The 23,660-nt window shown below is 37.3% G+C and carries 19 protein-coding genes; 17 read left to right on the forward strand and 2 right to left on the reverse strand.

Annotated features, from left to right (window positions below; translation table 11 throughout):
* The 6 genes from MTR11_RS01880 to MTR11_RS24150 all read left to right on the forward strand — a co-directional run bounded on the left by MTR11_RS01880 (position 1) and on the right by MTR11_RS24150 (position 7,307).
* The gene (locus MTR11_RS01880; protein ID WP_243326946.1) at positions 1-1,131 is read left to right on the forward strand and encodes a polysaccharide pyruvyl transferase family protein; all 1,131 of its coding nucleotides are present in this window, start codon (positions 1-3) and stop codon (positions 1,129-1,131) included.
* A gap of 44 nt (positions 1,132-1,175) precedes the next feature.
* Positions 1,176-1,958 (forward strand): glycosyltransferase family 2 protein, encoded by a 783-nt coding sequence (locus MTR11_RS01885; RefSeq protein WP_053057074.1) that lies wholly within the window; start codon positions 1,176-1,178, stop codon positions 1,956-1,958.
* Between the two features lie 80 nt (positions 1,959-2,038).
* Entirely contained in the window at positions 2,039-2,914 is an 876-nt protein-coding gene (locus tag MTR11_RS01890) for a glycosyltransferase family 2 protein (RefSeq protein ID WP_243326947.1), read from the forward strand.
* Between the two features lie 3 nt (positions 2,915-2,917).
* Positions 2,918-4,183, forward strand: coding sequence for an EpsG family protein (locus tag MTR11_RS01895; protein ID WP_243326948.1), 1,266 nt, complete (start codon positions 2,918-2,920; stop codon positions 4,181-4,183).
* A 3-nt stretch (positions 4,184-4,186) separates the two neighbouring features.
* A complete protein-coding gene (locus MTR11_RS01900) occupies positions 4,187-5,308 on the forward strand; it encodes a glycosyltransferase (protein ID WP_053057073.1) in 1,122 nt (373 codons plus the stop codon).
* 115 nt (positions 5,309-5,423) lie between these two features.
* Positions 5,424-7,307: an acyltransferase family protein gene (locus MTR11_RS24150; protein WP_243326949.1), complete on the forward strand. Its 1,884-nt coding sequence runs from the start codon at positions 5,424-5,426 to the stop codon at positions 7,305-7,307.
* A 340-nt stretch (positions 7,308-7,647) separates the two neighbouring features.
* On the opposite strand, the gene wecA is transcribed toward MTR11_RS24150, so the two are convergent.
* Together wecA and MTR11_RS01915 are read right to left on the reverse strand one after the other, a co-directional pair.
* The gene (gene wecA, locus MTR11_RS01910; protein WP_243326950.1) at positions 7,648-8,745 is read right to left on the reverse strand and encodes a UDP-N-acetylglucosamine--undecaprenyl-phosphate N-acetylglucosaminephosphotransferase; all 1,098 of its coding nucleotides are present in this window, start codon (positions 8,743-8,745) and stop codon (positions 7,648-7,650) included.
* 137 nt (positions 8,746-8,882) lie between these two features.
* Complete coding sequence (locus MTR11_RS01915; RefSeq protein ID WP_243326951.1) at positions 8,883-10,208, reverse strand: MBL fold metallo-hydrolase RNA specificity domain-containing protein; 1,326 nt, start codon at positions 10,206-10,208, stop codon at positions 8,883-8,885.
* An 871-nt stretch (positions 10,209-11,079) separates the two neighbouring features.
* Between MTR11_RS01915 and MTR11_RS01920 the strand changes: the two genes are divergently transcribed.
* From MTR11_RS01920 to MTR11_RS01970, 11 genes are all read left to right on the forward strand, one after another.
* Positions 11,080-12,327, forward strand: coding sequence for a nucleotide sugar dehydrogenase (locus MTR11_RS01920; RefSeq protein ID WP_243326952.1), 1,248 nt, complete (start codon positions 11,080-11,082; stop codon positions 12,325-12,327).
* A gap of 41 nt (positions 12,328-12,368) precedes the next feature.
* Positions 12,369-13,604, forward strand: a complete 1,236-nt coding sequence (locus MTR11_RS01925) for a hypothetical protein (protein WP_243326953.1) — start codon at positions 12,369-12,371, stop codon at positions 13,602-13,604.
* Complete coding sequence (locus tag MTR11_RS01930) at positions 13,601-14,755, forward strand: O-antigen ligase family protein (protein WP_243326954.1); 1,155 nt, start codon at positions 13,601-13,603, stop codon at positions 14,753-14,755. The genes MTR11_RS01925 and MTR11_RS01930 overlap by 4 nt, the downstream gene beginning before the upstream one ends.
* A complete protein-coding gene (locus MTR11_RS01935; protein ID WP_243326955.1) occupies positions 14,752-15,840 on the forward strand; it encodes a glycosyltransferase family 4 protein in 1,089 nt (362 codons plus the stop codon). The genes MTR11_RS01930 and MTR11_RS01935 overlap by 4 nt, the downstream gene beginning before the upstream one ends.
* Before the next feature lie 10 nt (positions 15,841-15,850).
* On the forward strand, positions 15,851-17,041 hold the full coding sequence (locus tag MTR11_RS01940; RefSeq protein ID WP_243326956.1) for a glycosyltransferase family 4 protein: 1,191 nt from the start codon (positions 15,851-15,853) through the stop codon (positions 17,039-17,041).
* Positions 17,029-17,643 carry a sugar transferase gene (locus MTR11_RS01945; protein WP_243326957.1) on the forward strand — a complete coding sequence of 205 codons (615 nt, stop codon included), beginning with the start codon at positions 17,029-17,031 and terminating at the stop codon, positions 17,641-17,643. Before MTR11_RS01940 ends, MTR11_RS01945 begins: the two co-directional genes overlap by 13 nt.
* A complete protein-coding gene (locus MTR11_RS01950; RefSeq protein ID WP_243326958.1) occupies positions 17,630-18,550 on the forward strand; it encodes a 1-aminocyclopropane-1-carboxylate deaminase/D-cysteine desulfhydrase in 921 nt (306 codons plus the stop codon). Before MTR11_RS01945 ends, MTR11_RS01950 begins: the two co-directional genes overlap by 14 nt.
* A complete protein-coding gene (locus MTR11_RS01955; protein WP_069501351.1) occupies positions 18,543-19,067 on the forward strand; it encodes a GNAT family N-acetyltransferase in 525 nt (174 codons plus the stop codon). Before MTR11_RS01950 ends, MTR11_RS01955 begins: the two co-directional genes overlap by 8 nt.
* A gap of 2 nt (positions 19,068-19,069) precedes the next feature.
* On the forward strand, positions 19,070-20,074 hold the full coding sequence (locus tag MTR11_RS01960; protein WP_047732711.1) for an ATP-grasp domain-containing protein: 1,005 nt from the start codon (positions 19,070-19,072) through the stop codon (positions 20,072-20,074).
* Positions 20,075-20,089: 15 nt separating this feature from the next.
* On the forward strand, positions 20,090-21,265 hold the full coding sequence (locus MTR11_RS01965) for a DegT/DnrJ/EryC1/StrS family aminotransferase (RefSeq protein WP_047009007.1): 1,176 nt from the start codon (positions 20,090-20,092) through the stop codon (positions 21,263-21,265).
* 280 nt (positions 21,266-21,545) lie between these two features.
* Positions 21,546-23,534 carry a polysaccharide biosynthesis protein gene (locus tag MTR11_RS01970; protein WP_199803671.1) on the forward strand — a complete coding sequence of 663 codons (1,989 nt, stop codon included), beginning with the start codon at positions 21,546-21,548 and terminating at the stop codon, positions 23,532-23,534.
* The last annotated feature ends 126 nt before the right edge of the window (positions 23,535-23,660 follow it).

Here is a 23,660-nt window from a genome sequence, read left to right on the forward strand (position 1 = left end):
ATGATTTTTGAAGTAATTGGTATCGGTGCTCCGAATAAAGGCGCTGAACTTATGTTAACCGCGCTAAAGAATAAGATCTCTGAGCGTTATCCTGATGCTCAGTTTGTTCTTGAGCCGTACAGTAACTATCTGGATCGTGCCCCTCACGGTGTACTTCAAAAATTTTGGTTTACGGTTAGAGGTGTACAGATTGGCTTTTTAGGCAATTTTATCCCTAAAAAATTTCGCCAGAAATTTGGTATCGTACTGGACTCAGAGATTGATATTATTGTTGATGCTTCGGGCTTTGCATACGGTGATCAGTGGGGAGTAAATAAACTGCGCCAGCGTGTGACTCGTTACCTACCTAAATGGAAGCAAGAAGGCAAAAAAGTTATTTTGCTACCTCAAGCCTTTGGCCCATTCACTAAACCTGGCTTTGATAAAGAACTGGAAACCTTGTTTGAGCACGCAGACTTGATCTGTGCTCGTGACGGTGAGTCTCTGAAGTATCTAAAGGCTAGCGATAAAAAGAACCAAGGGAAGATCATCGAAGCGCCAGATTACACCAACCTGTGTCATGGGGTTTTACCTCCAGAGCTAAATAGAAAAGAGTTGGATGTTTGCTTTATTCCAAACGCTAAAATGATCGAAATGACGGACAGTAGCACTGGTACTAACTATGCTCAGTCTATGGCTAGCTTGATCACCCTTGCGCAGCAACATGGCCGAAAACCTTTTATTTTGTTGCATGAAGGTAAGAAGGACCTAGAGCTGTCTCAGGAAATTAATAATCTATTGGAAACAAAAGTAGAGCTACTGCAGTACCAAGACCCTCTTCATATCAAAGGTGTTATTGGACACGCCAATTTAACAGTTAGCTCTCGCTTCCATGGTCTAGTTAGTTCGTTGAGCCAAGGAAAACCTTGCATTGCTACTGGTTGGAGCCACAAATATCAAATGCTGATGGATGGTTACGGCTGTAGTGAATTCCTAGTTAAGGAATCTTCAGAAGAAGCCCGTGAGCGTTTATCTGAGCTATTAGATCAAGAAAAATACGATCTGGTTAAGGAAAAAATCCTTACAAACGGCAAAACAGAGAAGCAGAAAGCTGAGGAAGCCTGGGACAAGGTCTTCTCAGTTATAGGTTAATTACTGAAAGGAGCCACCGAGAGTGTCTCGGTGGCTGATTTTTAATGAGCTTAATATCCGTCATTATTCCTAACTTCAACAGTGGTGATAAACTGAAGAGGTTAATAGATTCTATCCCTTCTGAGGGGGTTGAGATTATTGTCATTGACGACAATAGTTCAGAAGCGCCAGTCGTACCTCAGGACAGGGAAGTCGTTATGCTTAGCAACACTACAGGAAAAAAAGGCGCTGGTAGCTGCCGTAACCTTGGCTTAAGTAAAGCTAAAGGGGAATATGTTCTGTTTGCTGACTCTGACGATTACTTTTTACCTGATGCTTTCAGTATCATTGATAAGTATAAAGTCGGTAAAGATATCATTTACTTCTCACCACAAAGTATTGTGGAAGGAACCGATAGCCCTTCGAAGCGCCACCTGTATTACGAAAAGCTAATTAAAAAGCAGAATATGGACATGATCAAAACTCGTTTCCATGTCCCTTGGAGCAAATTATATCTTCGGTCTTTTATCGAAAAAAATCAGCTTCAATTTGATGAGGTTATTGCGTCGAATGATGTAATGTTCTCTGCAAAGGCCGGTGTGTTTGCTCGAACTATCGATTCAACAAGTGACTCAATTTATTGTGTAACTTGTAGTAACAACAGTCTGACTAAGATTAAGTCCAAGTCAGTTCGTAGGACTCGCTTGAACGTCGTGCTGGATTTCAACCGATTTTTGAATGCTAATAACTTTAAGCACTGCGCTTACAGCATGTTAGAGATTATTTATGCTTATCGTGACGTTATTACTTTTAAGGATGTGATGCGCTTGATGAAAGGCAGCGCATAATCGCTTCGCTAAGCTAAAATCCCATCAAAAATATTATAGCCGTCTTTAAATCGGCGCTACTAGATGAAATGTAGATTGCAATGAATAACAGAGAAGTCAAAGTTTCGGTCGTCATTCCGGCGTTTAATGCGTCAGCTTATATCAAATCAACGATTGAAAGTGTGCTCAACCAGTCTATGACTGACTTTGAGATTATTATCGTTGATGATTGGTCCGATGATTACTCTGAACTAGAAAAGTTAATAGCCGAACTTGATGATCAGAGAGTTAAATTGTATCGCCTAGAGCAGAAAGGTAACGGTGCGGTAGCTCGAAACAAAGGTGTCGCTCTTAGCTCCGGTAATGTGATTGCCTTTCTTGATGCCGATGACTTATGGCATCCAAATAAGCTAACTACTCAACTAAGCATGCTAGAACCTGGCATCGTGGTTTCCTGTGCATCTAAAGTACAGCTCCGTGAAGGTGGGGAGGAGAATGTTGTTAGTGAATATAAACCGGAACTCAATGTAAGCCTTAACCTCTTTGGTGCTTTGCGACATAACTTGGTATTACAAACATCAACGATTATGTTGTACAAGTCTGATTTTGAGCGTTCGGGCGGCTATGATGAACGCCTTGGACGCCACCAAGATTTTCAATTGGTCTTCTCGCTTGAAAATAGTGGTTGTCGCTTTAAAGTTTGTGACCAGGTTTTGTCGTATTACATCAAATCACGAACGACGGATGTAAATAAGAAATGGAGCATTGAAAATAGCTCTCTGTTTCTTAGCCATTATGCATGTCACTTTGACCGTGTAACCCTGCGAAACTTTTTAGTGGTTCAGTTATTCGGCCCTTCGCTGAAGACCCAATCACTCTCTAAGTGGCTTGAGCTTGCACGACACCATAAAGTAGGTTATTTGTCTCTTGTTAGTTGTGTGATTCGATATGTTCTGACTAGGCTTTGGAACAAATAGAACATGCAGAAAAGCTATACCCAACCTCTCATATTTACGGGATTATTTTGCACTTTGGTGTCATTAGCATATGCGCCAATTTTTGCGTTTGCTTTTTTACCTATATTTTTCTTGTTTTTGGCTGGTTCGAATCTAGAGCGGAAATTAACAATCTTTGTGCCTTTTCTTGCTCTTTATTTTGTCTCTCTATTATTGGTTGAGTTGAGCCGTGCTCAGCTTATATTCAATAATGATGACTTCGTTTATTACTATAACTACTTCCTAGATTTTATTAAGCAGGAAGGGGATACGAGATCTTATGGTGGTAACGTTGTCATTGAGCCTGGGTTAACCGCTTTAAACTACTTATTCGCTACTTTTATTGGTGAGCAGCCTTATATATATAAAGCCGCGCACGTTATCCTGCAGACTTTTCTTTTATTTTTGTGTGTTGTGGTTATAGGGAAGTATTATAGACTTTCCGTTAGTGCATTTATATTGCTGTTCACATTGGTTTTGGTTTTTTATGAGTATGGTTATTCTTTCCATATTTTAAGGCAAGGGTATGCAAGCTTCTTTGTTGTACTAGCCGTTTTTTCTCGCAGTAAGTTATCTAAGCTAATATTTGTTGTCTTAGCCGCATGCTTCCACATCACCTCAATCATTGTGTTTCCCCTAGTTAACTTTCTTATCAAGAATGATGATCCAGGATTACGCCGAAAATTCGTCTTTATGCTGATCGCTGGTAGTGGCGTTTTAATGGTCGTGCTCGTGCTTTTGAGTGGGCTGGCTTCGTCTAATCCATTATTGATGAAGCTGCTTGTTGCTTACTATAAATTTGAAAGTATTGGTTCTGTTCTATTACTGTCATTTAAAAACAACTTAAATGTTTTACTGCTTTTCCTTTTTCTATTTTTTGTTAAGCAGTTTTCTGGAAAAGACGTTCGTTATGATAACCTTATTCCAATTGTTGCTTTCATGTTTACAGTTGGTCTGTTCCCGTCATTTAACCGATTAATATACCCAATTAGTAATATTCTTGTTGGTTACCTATTCTATTTGTACTTGTGTCAAAATAATAAAATAATTAATGGGCACTTGTTCTATTTAATATGCTTTAACTTTATAGTTCTTCGTCTAATACTGAATGATGGTTTATTCTTCCGGTTCGAACCAGTAGGTCACAGTGCTTTTTACTATTTGGAAAGTATAAGCGAAAGTGCTGGTTGGCATAATAGAGCGTTAATGCCTCGATACTCAATTGAGCTTTTAGAACAATATAAGAATTAATATATGAAGAAATTAGTTATAATTCAAAACTCAATTAAAACTACTTGCTTATTTCGAGCGAATTATATAAGAAAATTTTTGGAACAAGAAGGAAAGGTGGTCATTATAGCCCCCAATGACTGTCCAACATCGTATGATAAGCTGATTGCTATGGGGTGTGACATTCCCAATATACTTACCCCTACCAATTTAGTTAGAAAGATAGTCGCTGTTCTTGTGATGAACTTTCATATTCTTCAGCAACGTTTTTCTGGCGAGAATAAGTTGTTTGTTTGCCATTTTTTGGTAACTTATCTGAGTACTTTTTTCAGTCTTATTCCTTTCAATAAACAGGTGTTTTTGTCCATTGAAGGCTTGGGTTCTCTGTATAAAGAAAATAGCCTTCTTAGTCGTTTGATTATTAAAATGATTAATCGAAAGAACGTTGTCCGGATATTCTGTAATAGTAATGAGCGAGAATTAGTTGGGCAGCCAGATGATTGGGTTGCTGGTGGTATCGGTGTTGATATCGATTCCTTTCTTCCGCAAGCTAAGCGTGTAGAGGAATCGCCTTCGTCATTCACACTGTTGTATGTAGGCAGGCTTATTGGCGATAAAGGTGCTTATGATGCTATTTCAGTATTCAAAACGTTATGCCAGCATCGAGATGATGTGAATTTAGTTATGGTTGGAGACATTTATCCTAATAACCCCAGCTCTTTTTCAAATGATGACATTAGTAAATTGAAGAAGGAGTTTGGTGAACGGCTTACCTTTGCTGGTTACGTAAATGATCCTCGAGCTTGGTATGACAAAGCTGATGTACTACTTCTACCTTCTAGACGTGAAGGGTTTCCTGTTTGTGTTATGGAGGCCAGTGCGATGGGGGTTCCAAGCATCTGTTTTAAAGTGCCTGGATGTGAAGATGCTATCCAAGACAATGAAAATGGCTATCTTGCGCCGTTTGGTGATATTCAAGCGATGGCTGCATTGACTGAACACGCTTTGGTTCCTGATAACTTAGTAAAACTTAGACGTTCTTCAAGAGAATATGCTTGTCATCATTTTTCTGATAAGGATAAGTCATCAGCATTTCTTGCCTATATACTCAATTGCGGAGTAAATGCAAAGAATAAACAGCAGTGATGAGTGCGAGTATTTACTCGGTTATATAACAACGTATAGATTTTAAAGCGGAGCTTTATGTCCGGATTTCGCTAAGGGAGATTTACTGTGCATTCCTTAGTATGTTGGAGTAATTGTGAAATATAGAAGTGATATTGATGGCTTAAGGACAGTTTCAGTCTTTGCAGTAATAGCTTTTCATGCAGGTTTAGATTTATTCTCTGGTGGCTATGTAGGGGTTGATGTCTTCTTTGTGATTAGTGGCTATTTAATTACAACACTGATTTACAAAGAGGCTCAGGAAGGTAGTTTCTCTTTTTTGAAGTTCTATAAAAGACGAGCCGCTAGACTGTTACCAGCTCTTTCAATAACCCTTGTCGGTGTGTTCTTATTTGGCTTTGTTTTTTATAATAATAGCGTATTTGATAACTTAGGTAAGGAGCTGTTTTTCTCCTCCTTTGGTGCTGCAAATATCCTCTTTGCTCAGGGTGTTAACTACTTTGCTAAAGACGAAGCTTATCAACCTTTGATTCACCTATGGTCACTAGGTGTTGAAGAACAGTTTTATCTTTTTTGGCCAATTATATTGCTATTGGCATACAAGGTATCAAGTAAGGCAGTAACAATAACAGCCGTTATATTGTTTATTCTGTCCTTATCTTTATCAGTATATGCAGTATCTATAGAACTTACGAAAGGGTATTTCCTACTTCACTATCGCGCATTCGAGTTGCTTGTCGGCGTTATTATTGCCCTACTTATGTTTGAACGTAGAGTGGAAGTAAAGGAGAGTACCGCCAATTTGCTAGTGATCTTAGGGCTCGCTTTAATTGTTGCGCCAATCTTTGTTCTAGATGCAAGTTCGTCATTTCCTGGTTTAAACGCTCTATTCCCATGTATAGGTGCGGCGTTGATTATCTACTTCCCTAGTAACGGTTGGGTTTACAAGCTTCTTTCTTCAAAAGCGTTTGTGTTTTTTGGGCTTATCTCATATCCCCTGTACCTCTACCATCAGCCACTGATTTCATTCAGCTACTTCTTAGACTTGAATCTTTCGCCGATAGAATTATTCTTTTATGTCTCTCTGGTGGCATCATTGTTAGCTTGGTTAACGTATAGGTTTATTGAGATTCCTATTCGCAAAATGGCGTCTCAAAATAGCTTAGGAAGTACAGCTGTTTTGGGTATTCTGGTCTCAACAATTCCCTTATTTTCCACGTTGGGATTAGTTGTCGCTAAAACCAATGGCCTAGAGCAACGTTTTCAGTTATTGAACCCATTCGCATTGGAAGTTAGTCAAGAGCATGCGACGACATTTCATGTGAATTTTAAACGGGGTTTTAACGTTGATAACAATACTCCCAAAAAAGTGCTCTATGTCGGAGATTCGGTTCTTCAGCACTATGTCGTGCCTATGAATGCGGCGTTAAATATTCGTAATGACGAGGTTGATACCATTACCCGAGGGGGATGTGTGTTATTGAAAGGTGTTGGATTTAACGACCGATACTCTGATATCCCTTGTGATGACCTTCGTGAGCAAGTCTATAGCTTAGATAAGCATTATGATCTTATTGTCTTTTCTCAAGAGTGGGGATCGTATAGTGCGGCAGTGACGAATTTTGATTCTGGCGCTGAGGGTATTGAAAAGTGGAACAAGTTTATAACGCCTACCGTCGAGCATTTTCTTTCGATGGCTGATAAGGTGATTATTATTGGTGCTCACCCTAGAGTTGAAGGAACTTATGCTATTCAGCCTTCATTAGCTCTAAACAAAGAGTTACTAGCAGAAGCATTAACTAAGATTAAAGTAACTAATAAATCTGATTTGGCTGACTCTGTTGAGTTCTTCAACAATATTAACCAACCAGAAAAGGTAGTTGCAATTAATCCATATACCACCTTTTGCAATAAAGATTGTGTTACCAATGATGGGCAGTGGTCATACTTCAGCGATGATAGGCATCTATCCAAGGCTGCGACAGAATTTGTAGCTAGTAGTATTAAACGTCAGTTCTGAACATCATAAAGCGCATGTAACCATGCGCTTTTTAACATCTATTTCATATCATTTTGAATGCATTATGCTTATCTTCATCGTGCCTAACCTCGGTAATGATGAGGGTTTTCAGAGGAAGCATCGATTTAATTGGAAGCGAGTCACTATTAGTCCACCAATTGGTAGAAGCTTATATTCGAGTTAAAATATTTGAAGATAGATTTGAGGTGGAGGGATTGAAAAGTCATTTCTGTGGTAACAATTACCCGTCAAATGCCTCTAAAAAATTGCATTTTAGAGGCACTCCTTGCTCTCTGCTGGATCACAAAAAATTTTTTTCTAGGCTATTGTTCGTTTGTTATTAGCTTGATTTGTAGGAGCAGGAAGCATTTGAGTCTTGGGTTTGAGTACTCTTTACGAGCTTACCACGCAAGAAGCTTGTAATTCGCCAAATATACGCGAGTACAATGGCATACACAACAAAGCAGGTAATGAAGGTATAGAACATAACTGGTTCAGAAATACCTGCCAACTCACCATAAATACCAAAAGCAGCGTAAAGAGTTGCGATACCGCAGATTGCTACTAGGGTTTGCCTAGGGCTTAAACCCATACGTTGGAAAATATGATGCAAGTGTTCACGATCGGGTTTGAATGGCGAATCCCCTCGGCGAACTCGACGAATCATGATTGCAGCCATATCCATCAACGGAACCGCAATTAGCCATAATGCCGTCACTGGGCGCATCAGAGGTTTACTCTCTGCTTGGCTAACACCCAGCAATAGCCAGATAACAGTAAAACCAATCATCATGCTGCCTGCGTCACCCATAAATATTTTTCGAGCGCGTCCCAATATCCCCAAGTTCATGAAAATATAAGGCAGCATCGCAACAATAATAACCACACAGAGATAAGCCAAGCCGTGTTGGGCGTCTACTCTTAATAAATAGGCAAGAGCGCCAAAGGTTACAATAGAAAGCCCACCTAGCAGACCATCAATACCATCTACCATATTAAAAGCATTGATTGCACCGATGACCGCTAGCACTGTGATAGCGATACCAGTCCAACCTAAATTTATATCCCCAAAGCCGAACATGTTACCTAAGCTGTGCAATTCAATACCGGCAATATGAACCATCACCAAAGATAACCCAGCTTGAACTCCCATGCGTATTTTGAAACTCAAGTCGATCTTATCGTCAATTGCACCGATAAGCGTTAAGAGTGCGATAGAACATACATACAGCCAACTATATTCGATAACTTCTGGTTTAAAGGTCAGAAATTGGATAAGGACAATACAGATAGAGATCCCACCGATGAGTGGAACAGCACCGTCATGTAACTTCCTTTCGTTTGGTTTATCAACTAAGCCTACCGACTTAGCGACCTTACGCATGAGAAACAAAGTGGCAAACGAAGAAAAGAAGATAAATAGAAGTTCCAGAAACATAATAGTGCCAACTGCCATTGTAATTATTCGACGGCTATTTTAACCGACAAGGTAACTATCTCAAGGAGAAAATAAGTAACAGAATGGTAGCAAAACGATACTTTTACCCAATTTCTCCTGATTTTCTTATCAGTAAATTAAAGCACAACGTTCATTTTTTTCCTGGCAAAATGTTGATACAGCTCTGCTTTTGCAACACTTTCACCATGAATTAAATGCACTTCTTTTGGTGGTGGATTAATTCCTTCTACAAAGCAAATTAGATCTGATTGATCTGCATGAGCAGAATAGCCAGACATCGTATGTATTTGAGCTTTCACTTTAATTTTCTTTCCTTCGATATCAACCTCACTCGCACCCTCTTGAATTTCTCTCCCTAGCGTTCCCTCAGCTTGATAGCCAGCAAACAGCACATCATTACGACTATCTGGTAACAACGCATTGAGGTAATTCACCACTCGACCACCTTCGCACATCCCAGAAGCAGCAACCACAATAGCCGGTTCAGAAGTGCTCGCCAGACGATTCACCAATCTCATATGTTCAGCATGAGTCTCAATCGTAATACATTGTTCAAACCCGAGAGGATGACGATGTTGCTCCAAACGCCTTTTTGCTTCTTTACCCCAAAGCTTTTTAAAGCGCCGATAAGTCTTTGTCACTTTTCGTGCTAAAGGCGAATCAAGAATAATTGGTAGGGCACCATGTAAAGACTCCTGGTGAAGAAGCTGTTCGATATCGAATAACAGTTCTTGTGTCCTACCGACACTAAAAGCAGGAATAACAATCACACCACCATCTTCCAGCGCATGTTCGATAATAGAGAGCAATCGAGTGCTTCTATTTTTTACGCTTTCATGGTGCTTATCACCATAGGTCGACTCAATAAACAAATAGTCTGCTTTTTCAGGAGGTTTCGGATCTGGGAGTAAAGGCGTATCACTTGGACCGAGATCACCAGAAAATACCACTACGTCATTATTTGAGAGTTTAAATTCCAAATAAGCAGAACCTAAAATATGGCCCGCAGGTTGAAAGCGTATATAAGCCAACCCCTTAAGAGGAAGCCATGTATTGTACTGACATGGCACCAATCGTTGTTTAATTAGATTTAATATATGTTGCCGTTGATGTTTGCCTAAACCCAGCTGTAGCTTTAATCCGTCCTCTAACATAAGAGGGACCAACTCAGCAGTTGCTTGTGTGCAGTAGATTTTGCCTTTAAAACCAGCAGCGAGTAACCATGGTAATCGGCCTATATGGTCAATATGAGCATGGGTCAGTACCAGCGTTTTTACCTTGGTTAAAGAAAACTCTATCGCCAGCGAACGATCATGACGACCTACCAATGCATCTTTACCTTGAAATAACCCGCAGTCGATCAAAATGCTCCCTTGCTCAAGTCGCAGTTCGTGACAAGAGCCTGTCACCGTATCCTTCCCACCATGATGAAGTACTTTCATAGCTATCTCCTTTCCATAGGTATCAATGTAATGAATCGAAGAGAGAAGAGGGAGGGTAACCGACCAGATAAACACGAAAGTAGGAGTCAAAATGCTAGGGGAGTGTTAAACGGTGTTTTAAGTTGCATTAAATTGTGATGCATATTCCACATAGGCAACTTTTTGCATTTTGTAATAAATATAAACGAATAAATGCGTATTATAAAACGCGCTTTAGGTAGGCAGAATTTACGATTTTCTGATTAAACTGACACCTTATATCTTGGTTGGTTGTCATAAAAAAGCCATTTTTTTGTCAGTCTTGTACTTTTCGTTGCAACCTGTTTGCTATACAATCCTTTGCCTTGAGCACAAATGATAAAAAACCAAATGCATTGCCTTTAGGAGCCAGACCTAAGGGCGGTAGCGTGCCAAAAAGCAAAACAAAGCTCTCTAAGTGACATAAAAATGTCACCAGATAAATATAAATACAATTAAGCACATAGTTGCATTTCTGGCAAGGTCGGCTTTTATAAAAAGTGCGCCTAAACAAATAATTAACTAAATGTCCCATTACGTCAGAGGGGCAATTCAAAGCTGCGATGACAGTTTTTGAGTGATAATTGGCTAGGCATAAGGTTCCTCCCTTCTATTTACCGTCCACGTATCTAGTTCCGTAGAGTGTTCTCGTTGCACATATACTCATGTGCTCTATCAACGTGTCTACGGCATGCCTAAAACATCCATATTCGCTATTCGAATACAAATCACTCTTACAAGTATTAAGAATTTCTCAAGGGATGCCCTGTGCGTCCTTCGTCTATCTACGCCTTTGGTTACCCTAACCAGACCTAAAGGCGTTCTAAAAATCTAAACTTGCTAGGAACTAAAAATGAACTTTTCATTAGAAAACGCCAGAGTTGGCATCATTGGCTTAGGTTACGTTGGTTTACCACTCGCAGTGGAATTTGGCAAAAAGTCACCAACGATTGGCTTCGATATCAACCAAGACCGTATCGATGAACTCTCTGCTGGACGCGATAGCACACTAGAATGCAGCGATAATGAATTAGCAGAAGCAAAATACCTTTCTTATACTTCCTCTCTTCAAGAACTCAAAGAGTGCAATGTTTACATTGTTACCGTTCCTACTCCAATTGACGAACACAAACAACCGGATTTAACGCCTCTTATTAAAGCTTCAGAAGCGTTGGGTACAGTAGTAAATCAGGGCGATATCATCATTTATGAATCAACCGTATACCCAGGTGCAACAGAAGAAGATTGTATTCCCGTTGTTGAGCGTGTTTCTGGCCTTAAGTTTAACCAAGACTTTTTCGCAGGCTACTCTCCAGAGCGAATCAACCCGGGTGATAAAGAAAATAGGCTAACAACCATTAAGAAAGTGACTTCAGGTTCTACGGAGGAAGTGTCGAATTTTGTTGATGAGCTATACAACTCAATAATCTCAGCAGGAACGCATAGAGCTAGTTCAATTAAAGTAGCAGAAGCATCAAAGGTTATTGAAAATGTGCAACGTGATGTGAACATTGCTTTAATCAATGAGCTCCATCAAATTTTTGAGCGTTTAGGTATCGATACCAAAGAGGTCATTGAGGCGGCCGCGACTAAATGGAACTTCATGAAACTGATGCCTGGCCTTGTGGGGGGGCATTGTATTGGTGTTGATCCTTATTATTTGCTGCATAAATCGGAAACGACAGGGTATGTACCCGATTTGATGAGAACTGCACGAGAAATTAATAATGGAATGGTTGATTACATTGCTACTAATTTTATGAAATCAATTATAAAAGAAAAAATTAATCCAATTAATCTCAAGGTTGTAATATTAGGATTTTCATTCAAAGAAAATTGCCCTGATCTAAGAAATACCAAAATTTTTGATCTATACAAAGAATTGGTTAGTTTAGGCTTTGATGTAGACGTATATGACCCATGGGTAGACCCAAAAGAAGTTGAAAAAGAGTATGGAATATACATTAAGAGTCAACTGGCTGGGGAGTATGATGTTGCAATGTTAATGGTTGGACATGATTGTATTGTAGAAGAAATTAAAAGAAAAGAAATTAGTTTGAAATATGATTTCATTTATGATTTTAAAGGTTTCCTAAATTAATATCACAGAAGGCCTCCTCCATAAATTGGAGGAGGGCAGAAATGAATTTGAAAAATAAAAATAAGATAAGCTTGCTAGCGCTCAATTTTGTATCTCAACTTTTTTCATTTTTTTTAATATGGTTTTTATCTAGAAAATTAAATGTTGAGGTGTTTAGTGATTTTGGTAAAGTTTCTAGTGCAATAGCTTGGGTAACATCGCTTACAATATTAAATACAGGTTTAATATATCAAATAAAGAAAAGTGTATTATTAAAAAAAATTTCAAGATATGGTGTCAGTATATTAGCTTATAATACGATTATAGTTCTGATACTGTTGTGGTTATTTGAGTTTGTCAACAATGAGTTTGTTACATCAATTAATTACTACTTTATTATCGTTGTTGCATTTGCATTTTACTCAGTTGGCTTATCATCACTAGTTCAATCAAGGCTCATTAGGAGTAAAAAGCTAAGAGAGCTTGGAGTATTTAAACTTATCCAGTCTTTAGTCTCATCAATAGTAATTTTCTTTTTCTCGTTAATCATTGGTTTAAATTTCGCATCTTCTAATGTTATCATTTTCTTATACTTTTTAGGGTATTTTATATCTTCTATTATTTTTATCAAAGGAGATATAAAACCTTATTCTATAAAAAGAACGGTGAAGTTTGTTTTTCGAGAAAGAGTGTATTGTTTAAATTCAGTGGCGAATAACTTGATAAACTCCTCCAGTATTCATGGGGTTAGTTATGGTATGTTTTTTGTGTTTGAGGAAAAGTATGCAGCTGCATTTTTTCTATTGTCAAGGATAATTGGCGGACCAGTATCTTTAGTCTCAAACATAGCTTCACAGATATATATATCTGAAGTTGGTGGAAAAATAAGAGAGCATAATTATTATCAAGTATTGAGAATAATGTATAAGTATATAATAAGTGCATTTCTGGTAGGAGGAGCTGGGTATCTAGTTTTAGGTTTTGTTTTATCTTTAAACTTCGTCGCTATTTTTGGTAATGAATGGTCTTTTTCTCAGCCGATACTGCTGCCATGTATTATTTATTTTTTTATTAGATTTACCTTTATTCCCATAATGCAAACACTAAACTTAGCATCTCACATAAAGTCAATGTTTTATTGGGAGCTTTCTAGAGTTTCATTACTCACGATTTTATTCTTAATCTTTTTTATTATAGAGCTGGATATTACATGGTTTGTTTATAGTTTATCCTTGTCTTTTCTATTTTTGTACTTGCAATATATTAATATGGTTAGAAGAAAGTTGATAAAAATATGATTATACCAATAATGTTAGCTTTAGCTTTGATTTCCCCACTAATAACAGGACTACTATATATCAAGCTAGGTGTATTATTTAATGTTAGTTGGTTAGCTATAAGCTCTTTATTATTGTTATTGGTGTTTTCAAGAAAAGCTATAGCTGAAAAAAGTACATTGATATTAATTGGTTTGATGTCATTTTTCATCATGTGGATTATATTTACTACTTTTTATACTGAATCAACAGGCTATGTATACATCAAGCTAATCAAGACGGTAAATATATTAATCCCATTCATTTTGATATTTTATTTAGATAAATATGATGTGAGAAAAACTATAGATATATGCATCGTATTCAATGTTATTATTGGGATATTGTACATATCATCATACAGTAGTTTTCTTTCTGGAAATTTAGATGTAAAAAATAGTGAGTCATTTAATACTATTTATCTTAACTTTGGGTTACTTACAGGTTTTATATCCGTTGCTTCATTTGTTTCCTATTTTAATCGTGGTTCCTTGTTGTATCTAATCGGATTTATTGTTCTAACATCTTGTTTGTTCTTTTCAGGAGCTAGAGGCCCTCTTATAATTTCTTTGTCTCTCTCTGGTCTTTATCTTATATTTGGTTTTTATAAGGTATTTAGTTTTAGAAATTTATTATATATAGGTGCTTTTTCCATATTGGCATTTTATCTTTTAATAAGTTTTAGCGAGTTTGATGTACTCATCGAAAGAACAATGTATAGATTGTCTTTTCTTTTTTCTGATGATAAAGGCGCTTCAATAAATACAAGGATAATATACATAGAAGAAGCTGTTAAATATATCAATGAAAATATTTTCTTCGGTTATGGTTATGGGAGTTATGGTGCTGTAGTATTCTCTGATGATAGTCGAATATATCCACATAATATATTTTTTGAGGTGTTTTTTGAGCTCGGTTTAATAGGGGTCGTGATTTTATTACTAATTCTTTTGTATGTGTTTTTTTATATATTAAAGAACTATGCTCATAATAACAATGAACTTCTAATTTCTTTTTTAGGGTTGATTTATTTCTTGATTAATGCTCTGAAATCTAATGCGCTTATAGATCATCGATTATTATTTTTCTTTATAATATTACCTTTTGTCTTTTGTAGGAATAGAAAATCATGAGAATATTACACCTATGCTCTTATTACTTTGGATCAAAAGTTTATGAAGAGATCTGTAATCATTTTAATACAGAAAAAATAAAATTTGACGTAGTTATTTTATCTAAGCTTGGTGATAAAAACCGAAAAGTTCAAGATGTTTCGAGTAATAAAATTTTAGATGTACAAGTTTTACCGAAATTAATAGGCACTTTCCCTCTTTTAAAAGGTCTATATAGTTTATTTTTTGCCTCAAAAGCTATTAACCTAAAAGAGTATAGTTTGATTCATGCTCATACATTATTTTCTGATGGAGTATTGGCATGGTTATGTAATAAGTTTTTGGGTATAAAGTATATAGTTACAGTTAGAAATACTGATTTAAATACTTATTTGAAAAAAATGCCGTGGACTAAATTTTTAGCAAGAAAAATAATTGAAAGCTCAGAAAAAGTCGTTTTTATTTCTCATTCGTATAAATATCAAGCTATAGAAGCATTTCCATCTGTATTCTTAGATCGTTCTAAATTAGTTGTTATACCTAATGGTGTTAGTGACCAGTGGTTACTTAATACTAGTAGTAATATAGATAGAAAGAATAAAATTCTTTTTGTTGGAAATGCCACAAGAAATAAAAATTTTGAATCTATTATTGAAGCTTTAAGAAAAGATATTGAGTTTTTTTCGTCTTACGAGCTCGTCGCTGTTGGTATAAAAAAAGAAAGCTACCCACATTTAGATGATAGTGATTTAAAGATAACATATATGGGAAAAATTACTGATTTTAATGAACTACAGAGTATTTATTGTGAAGCTAAATGTATGGTTTTGGCTTCATATCATGAGACTTTTGGGCTTGTTTATCTCGAGGCCTTATCATGTGGTACACCAATTTTGTATTCGAAAGGTCAGGGCTTCGATGGTTGGTTTCCTGAAGGTGAGGTTGGATTTTCTGTCAATCCCTATGATTCGGTGGATATCAGTAAAAAACTAAAGTTAATATTAAATAAAAAATTTAATAGTAAAAAATTAGTTTCTGAATCAAAGAAATTTAGTTGGAATAATACATGTTCTGAACTAGAGAAATTATATTTGAATATATTTTAAGGGTTTGAGTATGAAAATTATATATATACATCAATATTTTAAGTTACCCAAAATGTCTGGTGGTGTTCGTTCTTTTGAACAAGCAAAAAGAATGGTTTCTGATGGACACAAAGTCATAATGATCACAAGCGATACAGCTAATTATTTTAAAGGTTGGAAAATAGAAGAGTATGATGGGATTGAAATTCATTGGGTATCTGTTAAATATGACAACAAGTTTGGCTTTGTTCAACGAATATTATCATTCTTAAAATTTATACTTTTAGCTTCGTTTCATATGTTAAAGATAAAATCAGATTTAGTATATGCTACCAGCACTCCCTTAACCATAGTAATTCCTGCTATTATATATAAAAAAATAAAAAAGGTGCCTTATGTATTCGAGGTGCGGGATGTTTGGCCAGAAGTGCCAATAGCGTTGGGGGTGATTAAAAATTCTTTTTTAAAGAAATCGGCCTACTTCCTTGAGAGACTAGCATATAAGAACGCACGAAATATTATTGCGTTATCACCAGATATGAGAAGTAGCATAGAATCTAGATACAAATTAGATAATATAGAAGTAATTCCAAATGCCGCTGATGTTTCTATTTTTAGGAATAGATCCGTCAATAAAAATGATCCTATTTATTTAAAACTTAACTCTATAAAAGAGCGTCATAATAAAGTGTTATTTTATACAGGAACATTTGGTTTAGTTAATAATCTTAAATATTTAATTAAGTTGGCAACTTTTTCTAAAGGAGAATTGGCTATTGTTATCATTGGTGGTGGAAAAGAAGAAATTGAACTCAAAATATTAGCTAAAAGTTTAGGAGTGCTTGATAAGACAATATATTTTGTTGGGCGAATAAATAAAGAACAGCTTTATATACCACATAATCTGTTTGACATGGCAATTTCTACGGTTTTACCAATTAAAGAGCTTTATGCCAACTCTGCAAATAAGGTCTTTGACGCCTTTGCATCAGGAACACCACTGATGATAAATCATGGTGGGTGGATAAAAGATATAATTGAAAATAATAAGTGTGGTATAGCTTTACCTGAAGTTGCAAACCAAGAAGCATATGATGAATTGTATAACTTTATTACTAATGATGATGTTATGTTGACTGCTAAAAATAATTCTGAAAAACTTGGCGATGATGAATTCAATAGAGATAGATTATATAGGAAGCTTAAAAAATGTATTCTTTAATAAAACGTTTTTTTGATTTGATACTTAGTTCTATACTTATTGTATTTTTACTTCCTATACTAATAATTATCAGCATTGTTGTTCGGCTTAATCTCGGGTCTCCAATTATATTTTGCCAGCAAAGGCCAGGCTTAAACAGTAAGGTCTTTGGTTTGAAAAAGTTCAGAACTATGACTGACAATAGAGACTTAAATGGAAACCTTCTACCCGACCGAGAGAGAATAACTAAGCTAGGATCATTTTTGAGAAAGTCCAGTTTAGATGAACTACCAAGCCTATTTAATATTTTAAAAGGTGATATGTCTTTTGTTGGGCCTAGACCTTTACTTGTGGAGTATTTAGATTATTACACAGAAGAAGAAAAAATAAGACACTCCGTTCCTCCTGGTTTAACTGGTTTGGCACAGGTATCGGGAAGAAATAATTTATCTTGGGATAAGCGTTTAAAAATAGATATTGATTACGTTAATAATAAGAGCTTTATTTTGGATATGAAAATACTTTATAAAACTTTTATTAAAGTCATCAGAAAAGAAGATGTTGTTGTTGTTCCTTCTACAAAGTTTGGAAAATTAAGCGAAGAAAGAAATGAATATAAATAGATTTTCTCCAACATATAAGCTTTTCAGAAATTCCAAAGGAATAGACTTTTATGTCAAACGAGATGACCTTATTCCAGATTACTTTGGTGGTAATAAAGTTAGAAAAAATTCATATATAATAAACTCCATGAACGTACTGCCCGATGTTATAATCACTAATGGTGGTTCCGAGTCTAACCATGCAAGAGTATGTGCGCTAATGGCAAGTAGATTAGGTATGCAATGTCACCTAGTTCTTCATGGAAATAAGCCGTGTTCTGATTTCTATAACGGAAATGATTTTTTAATTTCTAGTGCAGAAGCTAACGTTAGTTACGTTGAGCCTTCTGAAATATCAAAAGAGATCAACAAACAAAGAGATTATTATCAGTCTCTTGGTAAAAGCGTAGAAGTGATCCCAGGAGGAGCCCATTCTTTGGAAGGTGCGGAAGCATATATGTATGCTATAGACGAACTTGATTTTGAGCCTGACTATATATTCTTCGCTAGTGGAACGGGAGCTACACAAGCCGGGATTGTTGCAGGAGTAAAGCGCAGAGGCTGGGATACAAAAGTTATAGGTATCTCTGTAGCTAGAGATACTCAAAGAGGGTCAAAGGCTATATATGAAATATATAACCCCCTGTGTAAAAAGCATTTCATTCCTTATGACTTTTCTGACATTGAATTGTTAGATGGATATCGTTTTGGTGGATATAGTAATTATAATAACGCTTTAGTTCAATTCATAAGAGATACAATAAAAAACTTCGCGATCCCTCTGGATCCTGTTTATACAGGCAAAGCATTTCTTGGGATGATTTCTGAAGCAGATAAAAGAGAAATTGAAGAAAATAGTAAAGTTCTCTTTTGGCACACCGGTGGTTTGTTAAACCTGCAGGCATCTAAAGGTGTTAGTGATGATTAATATTGATGATACATTATATTACAGATATCTTAAAAGAGAAGACTTGGCGAAGAGAGTTTCTTGGATTAATAATCCTGACATCAATGATACCTTAACTTTTAGAACACCAGTAACGTTAGAATCAACGGAACGTTGGTTTGATAATATAAAGTCTGATCCTACAAAAGTTAACTTGATTTTTTTTGTTAAAGAGAATGACAAGTATATACCTATAGGTTTTGGTGGGTTTGTAAATATAGATACGATTAACAAGAGAGCAGAGCTTTTTATTACAATCGGAGAGGCAAGTTATCAAGGTCGTGGCTATGGTTATAAAGTTGTAAAATTTTTGACTGAGTTCGGTTTTAATAATCTTAATTTAAATCGTATATTTTTAACTACTTTGGCTCATAATTTAAAAGCTAGATCACTATATATAAAATGTGGTTACCAAGAAGAAGGTTATCTTAAAAAACATTTTTTCCATAAGGGTGAATATAAAGACTGTTTTTATATGGCTAGTATTAAGGAACAATAATAATGAATTTACTATTTACATGTGTTGGTCGAAGGAAATATTTGATCGACTATTTTAAAAATGAAACCGAGTTGATAAATAAAATTGTCGGTGCGGACATGTCCAATTCAGCACCAGCATTACACTCATGTGATAAGTGGCATATTGTTCCTAGCATTTATGATGAAAGTTATATAGATAAACTTATTGAAATATGCAAAATAGAGGATGTTAAAGCTTTAATTTCATTAAATGATATGGAGCTTCCTATTCTAATTGAGCACGAAAATAAGTTTTTAGAAATTGGTGTTAAGCTGATAATTTCAAATAAAAACGTAATAGATATATGCTCTGATAAATATAAGACTTATGAGTTTGGTCTGAAACATAACATACCCGTTCCTAAAACGTATATCAACCTTGACTCTGCCCTTTCAGATATTGATGAAGATATACTGAAATTTCCTTTAATCGTTAAGCCCAGGTGGGGGTCTGCTTCATTTGGTTTATATGTGGTTAACTCCATTCTTGAGCTTCAAGAATCATTTGAACAATGCCATTCCAATTTAGTTGATTCGTACCTTTCTAAGTTCCAGCAATCTACTGAAGATGTCATTATACAAGAATTTATTCAAGGTATTGAGTATGGTGTGGATATTTTTAACGGTTTAGATACTACTTATTATGGCTTTGTCGCCAAACAAAAACTATCAATGAGAGCTGGGGAGACTGATAAAGCTACAACGGTGGATCCGGTTAGATTTTCTAAGTCAGTCGGTACCATTGGACGCAAGCTAGGTCATATTGGAAACCTAGATTGTGATTTCATGGAAAAAGAAGGAGAACTACTTATGTTAGAGCTTAATCCGCGCTTCGGTGGTGGATATCCATTCTCTCATGAGGCAGGGGCAAACCTTGTAAAATGTTTGCTACTTTCGCTATTGGGACGTAATGATGAAATCAATATTTCTTACGATAGCGGACTAACGTTTTCTAAGTGCGACACGATAGTACCAGCCAAACAATGATCGGTAAAAATCACAATGCTTAATACTCCATTTTCTCCATGGCCTTCTTTTACTCAAGAAGAAGCCGATGCAGTTAGTCGTGTACTACTGTCAAACAAAGTAAACTACTGGACGGGTAGTGAGTGCCGTGAGTTCGAAAAAGAATTCGCAGCTTGGGTTGGATGTGATCATGCTGTTGCACTAAGCAACGGTACCCTTGCACTCGATGTCGCGCTTAAAGCGTTAGCGATTGGTGAAGGGGACGAGGTTATTACGACGCCTAGAACGTTTCTTGCTTCTGCGTCTTCTATTGTTACGGCTGGCGCCAACCCTGTGTTCGCGGATGTGGATCTCAATAGCCAAGCCATCACGGCAGAGTCAATTGAAGCGGTGCTAACCCCTAAGACGAAAGCAGTCATCGTTGTTCATTTAGCTGGCATGCCTGCAGAAATGGATGCCATTATGGCACTTTCAGAAAAACATGGTTTTTATGTTATTGAAGATTGTGCCCAAGCACATGGCGCAAAATACAAAGGGCGCAGTGTAGGCACAATTGGTCACATTGGTGCTTGGTCTTTCTGTCAAGATAAGATCATGACCACAGGCGGTGAAGGTGGCATGGTGACCACAAATGATAAAGATTTGTGGTCAAAAATGTGGTCTTACAAAGATCATGGTAAAAACTATGACGCGATTTATAACCGTCAACATCCACCGGGCTTTCGCTGGTTGCACGACAGCTTTGGAACCAACTGGCGTATGACTGAGCTACAAGCCGTGGTTGGTCGTATTCAATTGACTCGCATGTCAGAATGGACGGAAAAACGTCAAGCCAATGCGGCACAACTCGATGAGGCAGTTGCAGATCTCAATATCGTTCGCCGTGTTCACGTGCCTGAGCATTCGCAGCACGCAGAATACAAACACTACCTATTTGTTGAGCCTGAACATTTGGCAGAGGGCTGGACGAGAGATCGCATTGTGGAAACCATTGTAGAACGTGGCGTTCCGGCTTATCAGGGGAGCTGTTCTGAGGTGTATTTAGAAAAAGCATTTGATAATACGCCATGGCGACCAGAAAAACGCCTACCAAATGCGGTGCAGTTAGGTGAGACTAGTTTGATGTTTTTGGTCCATCCGACATTAACACCAGAAGAAGTTGCTAAAACCAGCTGCGTGATCCGTGAAGTGTTGTTAGAGGCGCAGAAGTAAACCTGTTCAGTCTGAGTGGGACGCATAAATAACAATGCTTTAACGCATCGTTATCTATAATTTTTCCTACCAATGCGTCCCACCACTTGATGAAAAATGTAAAACGTTTGTTACGCATATTGCTTAAAAGATGCGATGCAGCGAGATAATATGCAAATAATGGTTCTATACATAATCATCAGGTTGTATAATCTTTGCTCAGGCTATCTCATAACATTAACTAGCATTACCACCAAACTCTTAAAAAATAAACTTGGGGTAATGAGGCTTACATACTGTCATGATTGAAAATAATTCCAAACTTAACGTCATTTGGTCTTTACCGAGATATCAAAAGCGCCTTATTAGTATCGGAGTGGATTTCTTTATTATCTCTGCTGCTTTTATGTTTGCTTATTGGTCTCGCATCGGTGAGTTCCGTCCACTTCCAGATACAAGCAGTCACTACGTATTGCTTGCCACCGTTGTTTGTACCCTTGCTGTCTTTGTCGCGTTTGGCCTCTACCGAGCGGTATTACGCTATTTAGGCTTTCATGTGCTGGCAGTCGTCGGGTTGGGTACTATTCTATCTGCGCTTTGTGTGGCCAGTTTTGCTTTCGCATTCGATGCTCAATTACCACGCTCGATTCCTTTTATTTATGCCGCTTTTCTAGCAATAGGGGTAGGGACTAGCCGTCTGTTAGTAAGAAGTTTGGTTGCTCAATCGGTACATAAGGCCGGAGATCCAGTCCTCATTTATGGTGCAGGTAGTGCTGGTCGTGAGCTTGCGTTTGCGCTGCGACAATCAGAAACCTACCGAGTTATCGGCTTTGTGGATGAAGATAAAACCCTGCAAAACACAATGTTAATGGGTTATCGAGTCTATACCGCAGATAATGCGATAAAGGCGATCAGAAAGCATGAAGTGAAAAAAATCTTACTTGCCATTCCTAGCGCTTCGAATAAACGCCGTAAGGAGGTTTTGGATCGAATCTCTAAACTTCCGGTTGAAATCCAAACCGTTCCTGATATGAAAGATATCCTTACGGGTAAGGCGAAAATTGATGAACTGAAAGAGGTTCCGATTGGTGATTTGTTAGGTCGTGATCCTGTTCAGCCGCAACAAGTTTTGATGGAAGCAAACATCAAGAACCAAGTGGTCATGGTGACGGGAGCTGGTGGCTCAATTGGTTCTGAGTTATGTCGTCAGATTTTGAACTACTCACCAAAGTCATTGATCTTATTTGAGCTGTCTGAGTTTGCCTTGTATCAGGTTCATAGTGAGCTAAGCCAAATCATCAAGGCTAAGAAGCTAAACATTGTGGTTGTGCCTCTAGTTGGCTCTGTACAGCGACAAAATCGCTTAGAAACAACCATGAAGGCGTTTGAAGTGGACACAGTTTACCATGCTGCAGCGTACAAACATGTTCCTCTGGTGGAGTATAACGTTGTTGAAGGTGTGCGAAACAACGTATTTGGCACTTACTACACAGCGCAAGCCGCGATTGATGCTGGTGTGAAGAATTTCGTTCTCATTTCTACTGATAAAGCCGTTAGACCAACGAACGTGATGGGTGCGACTAAACGCATGGCTGAGTTGGGTTTACAAGCGTTGGCGGAGCAACAAAATCGAATTCGTGAGAGCAACCCAAACCTTGGCACGCGCTTTTGTATGGTGCGCTTTGGTAATGTACTGGGTTCGTCAGGCTCGGTAATTCCTGTATTCAAAAGACAAATTGAAAAGCGAGAGCCTATTACGGTCACTCATAAAGACATTACCCGATACTTTATGACGATCCCGGAAGCTGCTCAGTTGGTCATTCAAGCTGGGGCAATGGGTAAAGGTGGCGATGTATTTGTTCTCGATATGGGGGAGCCAGTTAAGATTGTCGATCTAGCGAAGAATTTGGTTTACTTGTCTGGCCTTGAAGTCAAAGATGAAAACAATCCTCATGGCGATATAGAAATTCTCTTCACTGGTTTGAGGCCTGGAGAGAAGTTATATGAAGAGCTGTTGATTGGGGATGATAATGTTTCCGAAACGGCACATGCTCGCATTATGACAGCCCAAGAAAGTTACTTGCCATTGAAAGAGTATGAGACTTTGATCGACAAGCTCGATGTTGCTTGCCACAACTTCCAACACGAAGTGATTCGTCGTTTACTGCTCGAGGCCCCTACAGGTTTTAACCCAGTAGATGGCATTGAAGATCTTGTATGGAAGCAAAATACTCGCACTGCGGAGTTATATACTTTTGAACCAAAGCAAAGTAATGCAAGTGAAACTTGATGCTTTTGTTTGATTGGTAAATAATAGAAAAATTAATAAAATATGCTTTCGTTATGCTCGCTGTGGTGGTTTACCTATGGCGAGCCCAGTATCGGCATATTGCAATCTCAAAAAGGCACTTCTGAG

The sequence above is a fragment of the Vibrio sp. CCB-PB317 genome (assembly GCF_022808245.1).
GTDB lineage: Bacteria > Pseudomonadota > Gammaproteobacteria > Enterobacterales > Vibrionaceae > Vibrio > Vibrio diabolicus.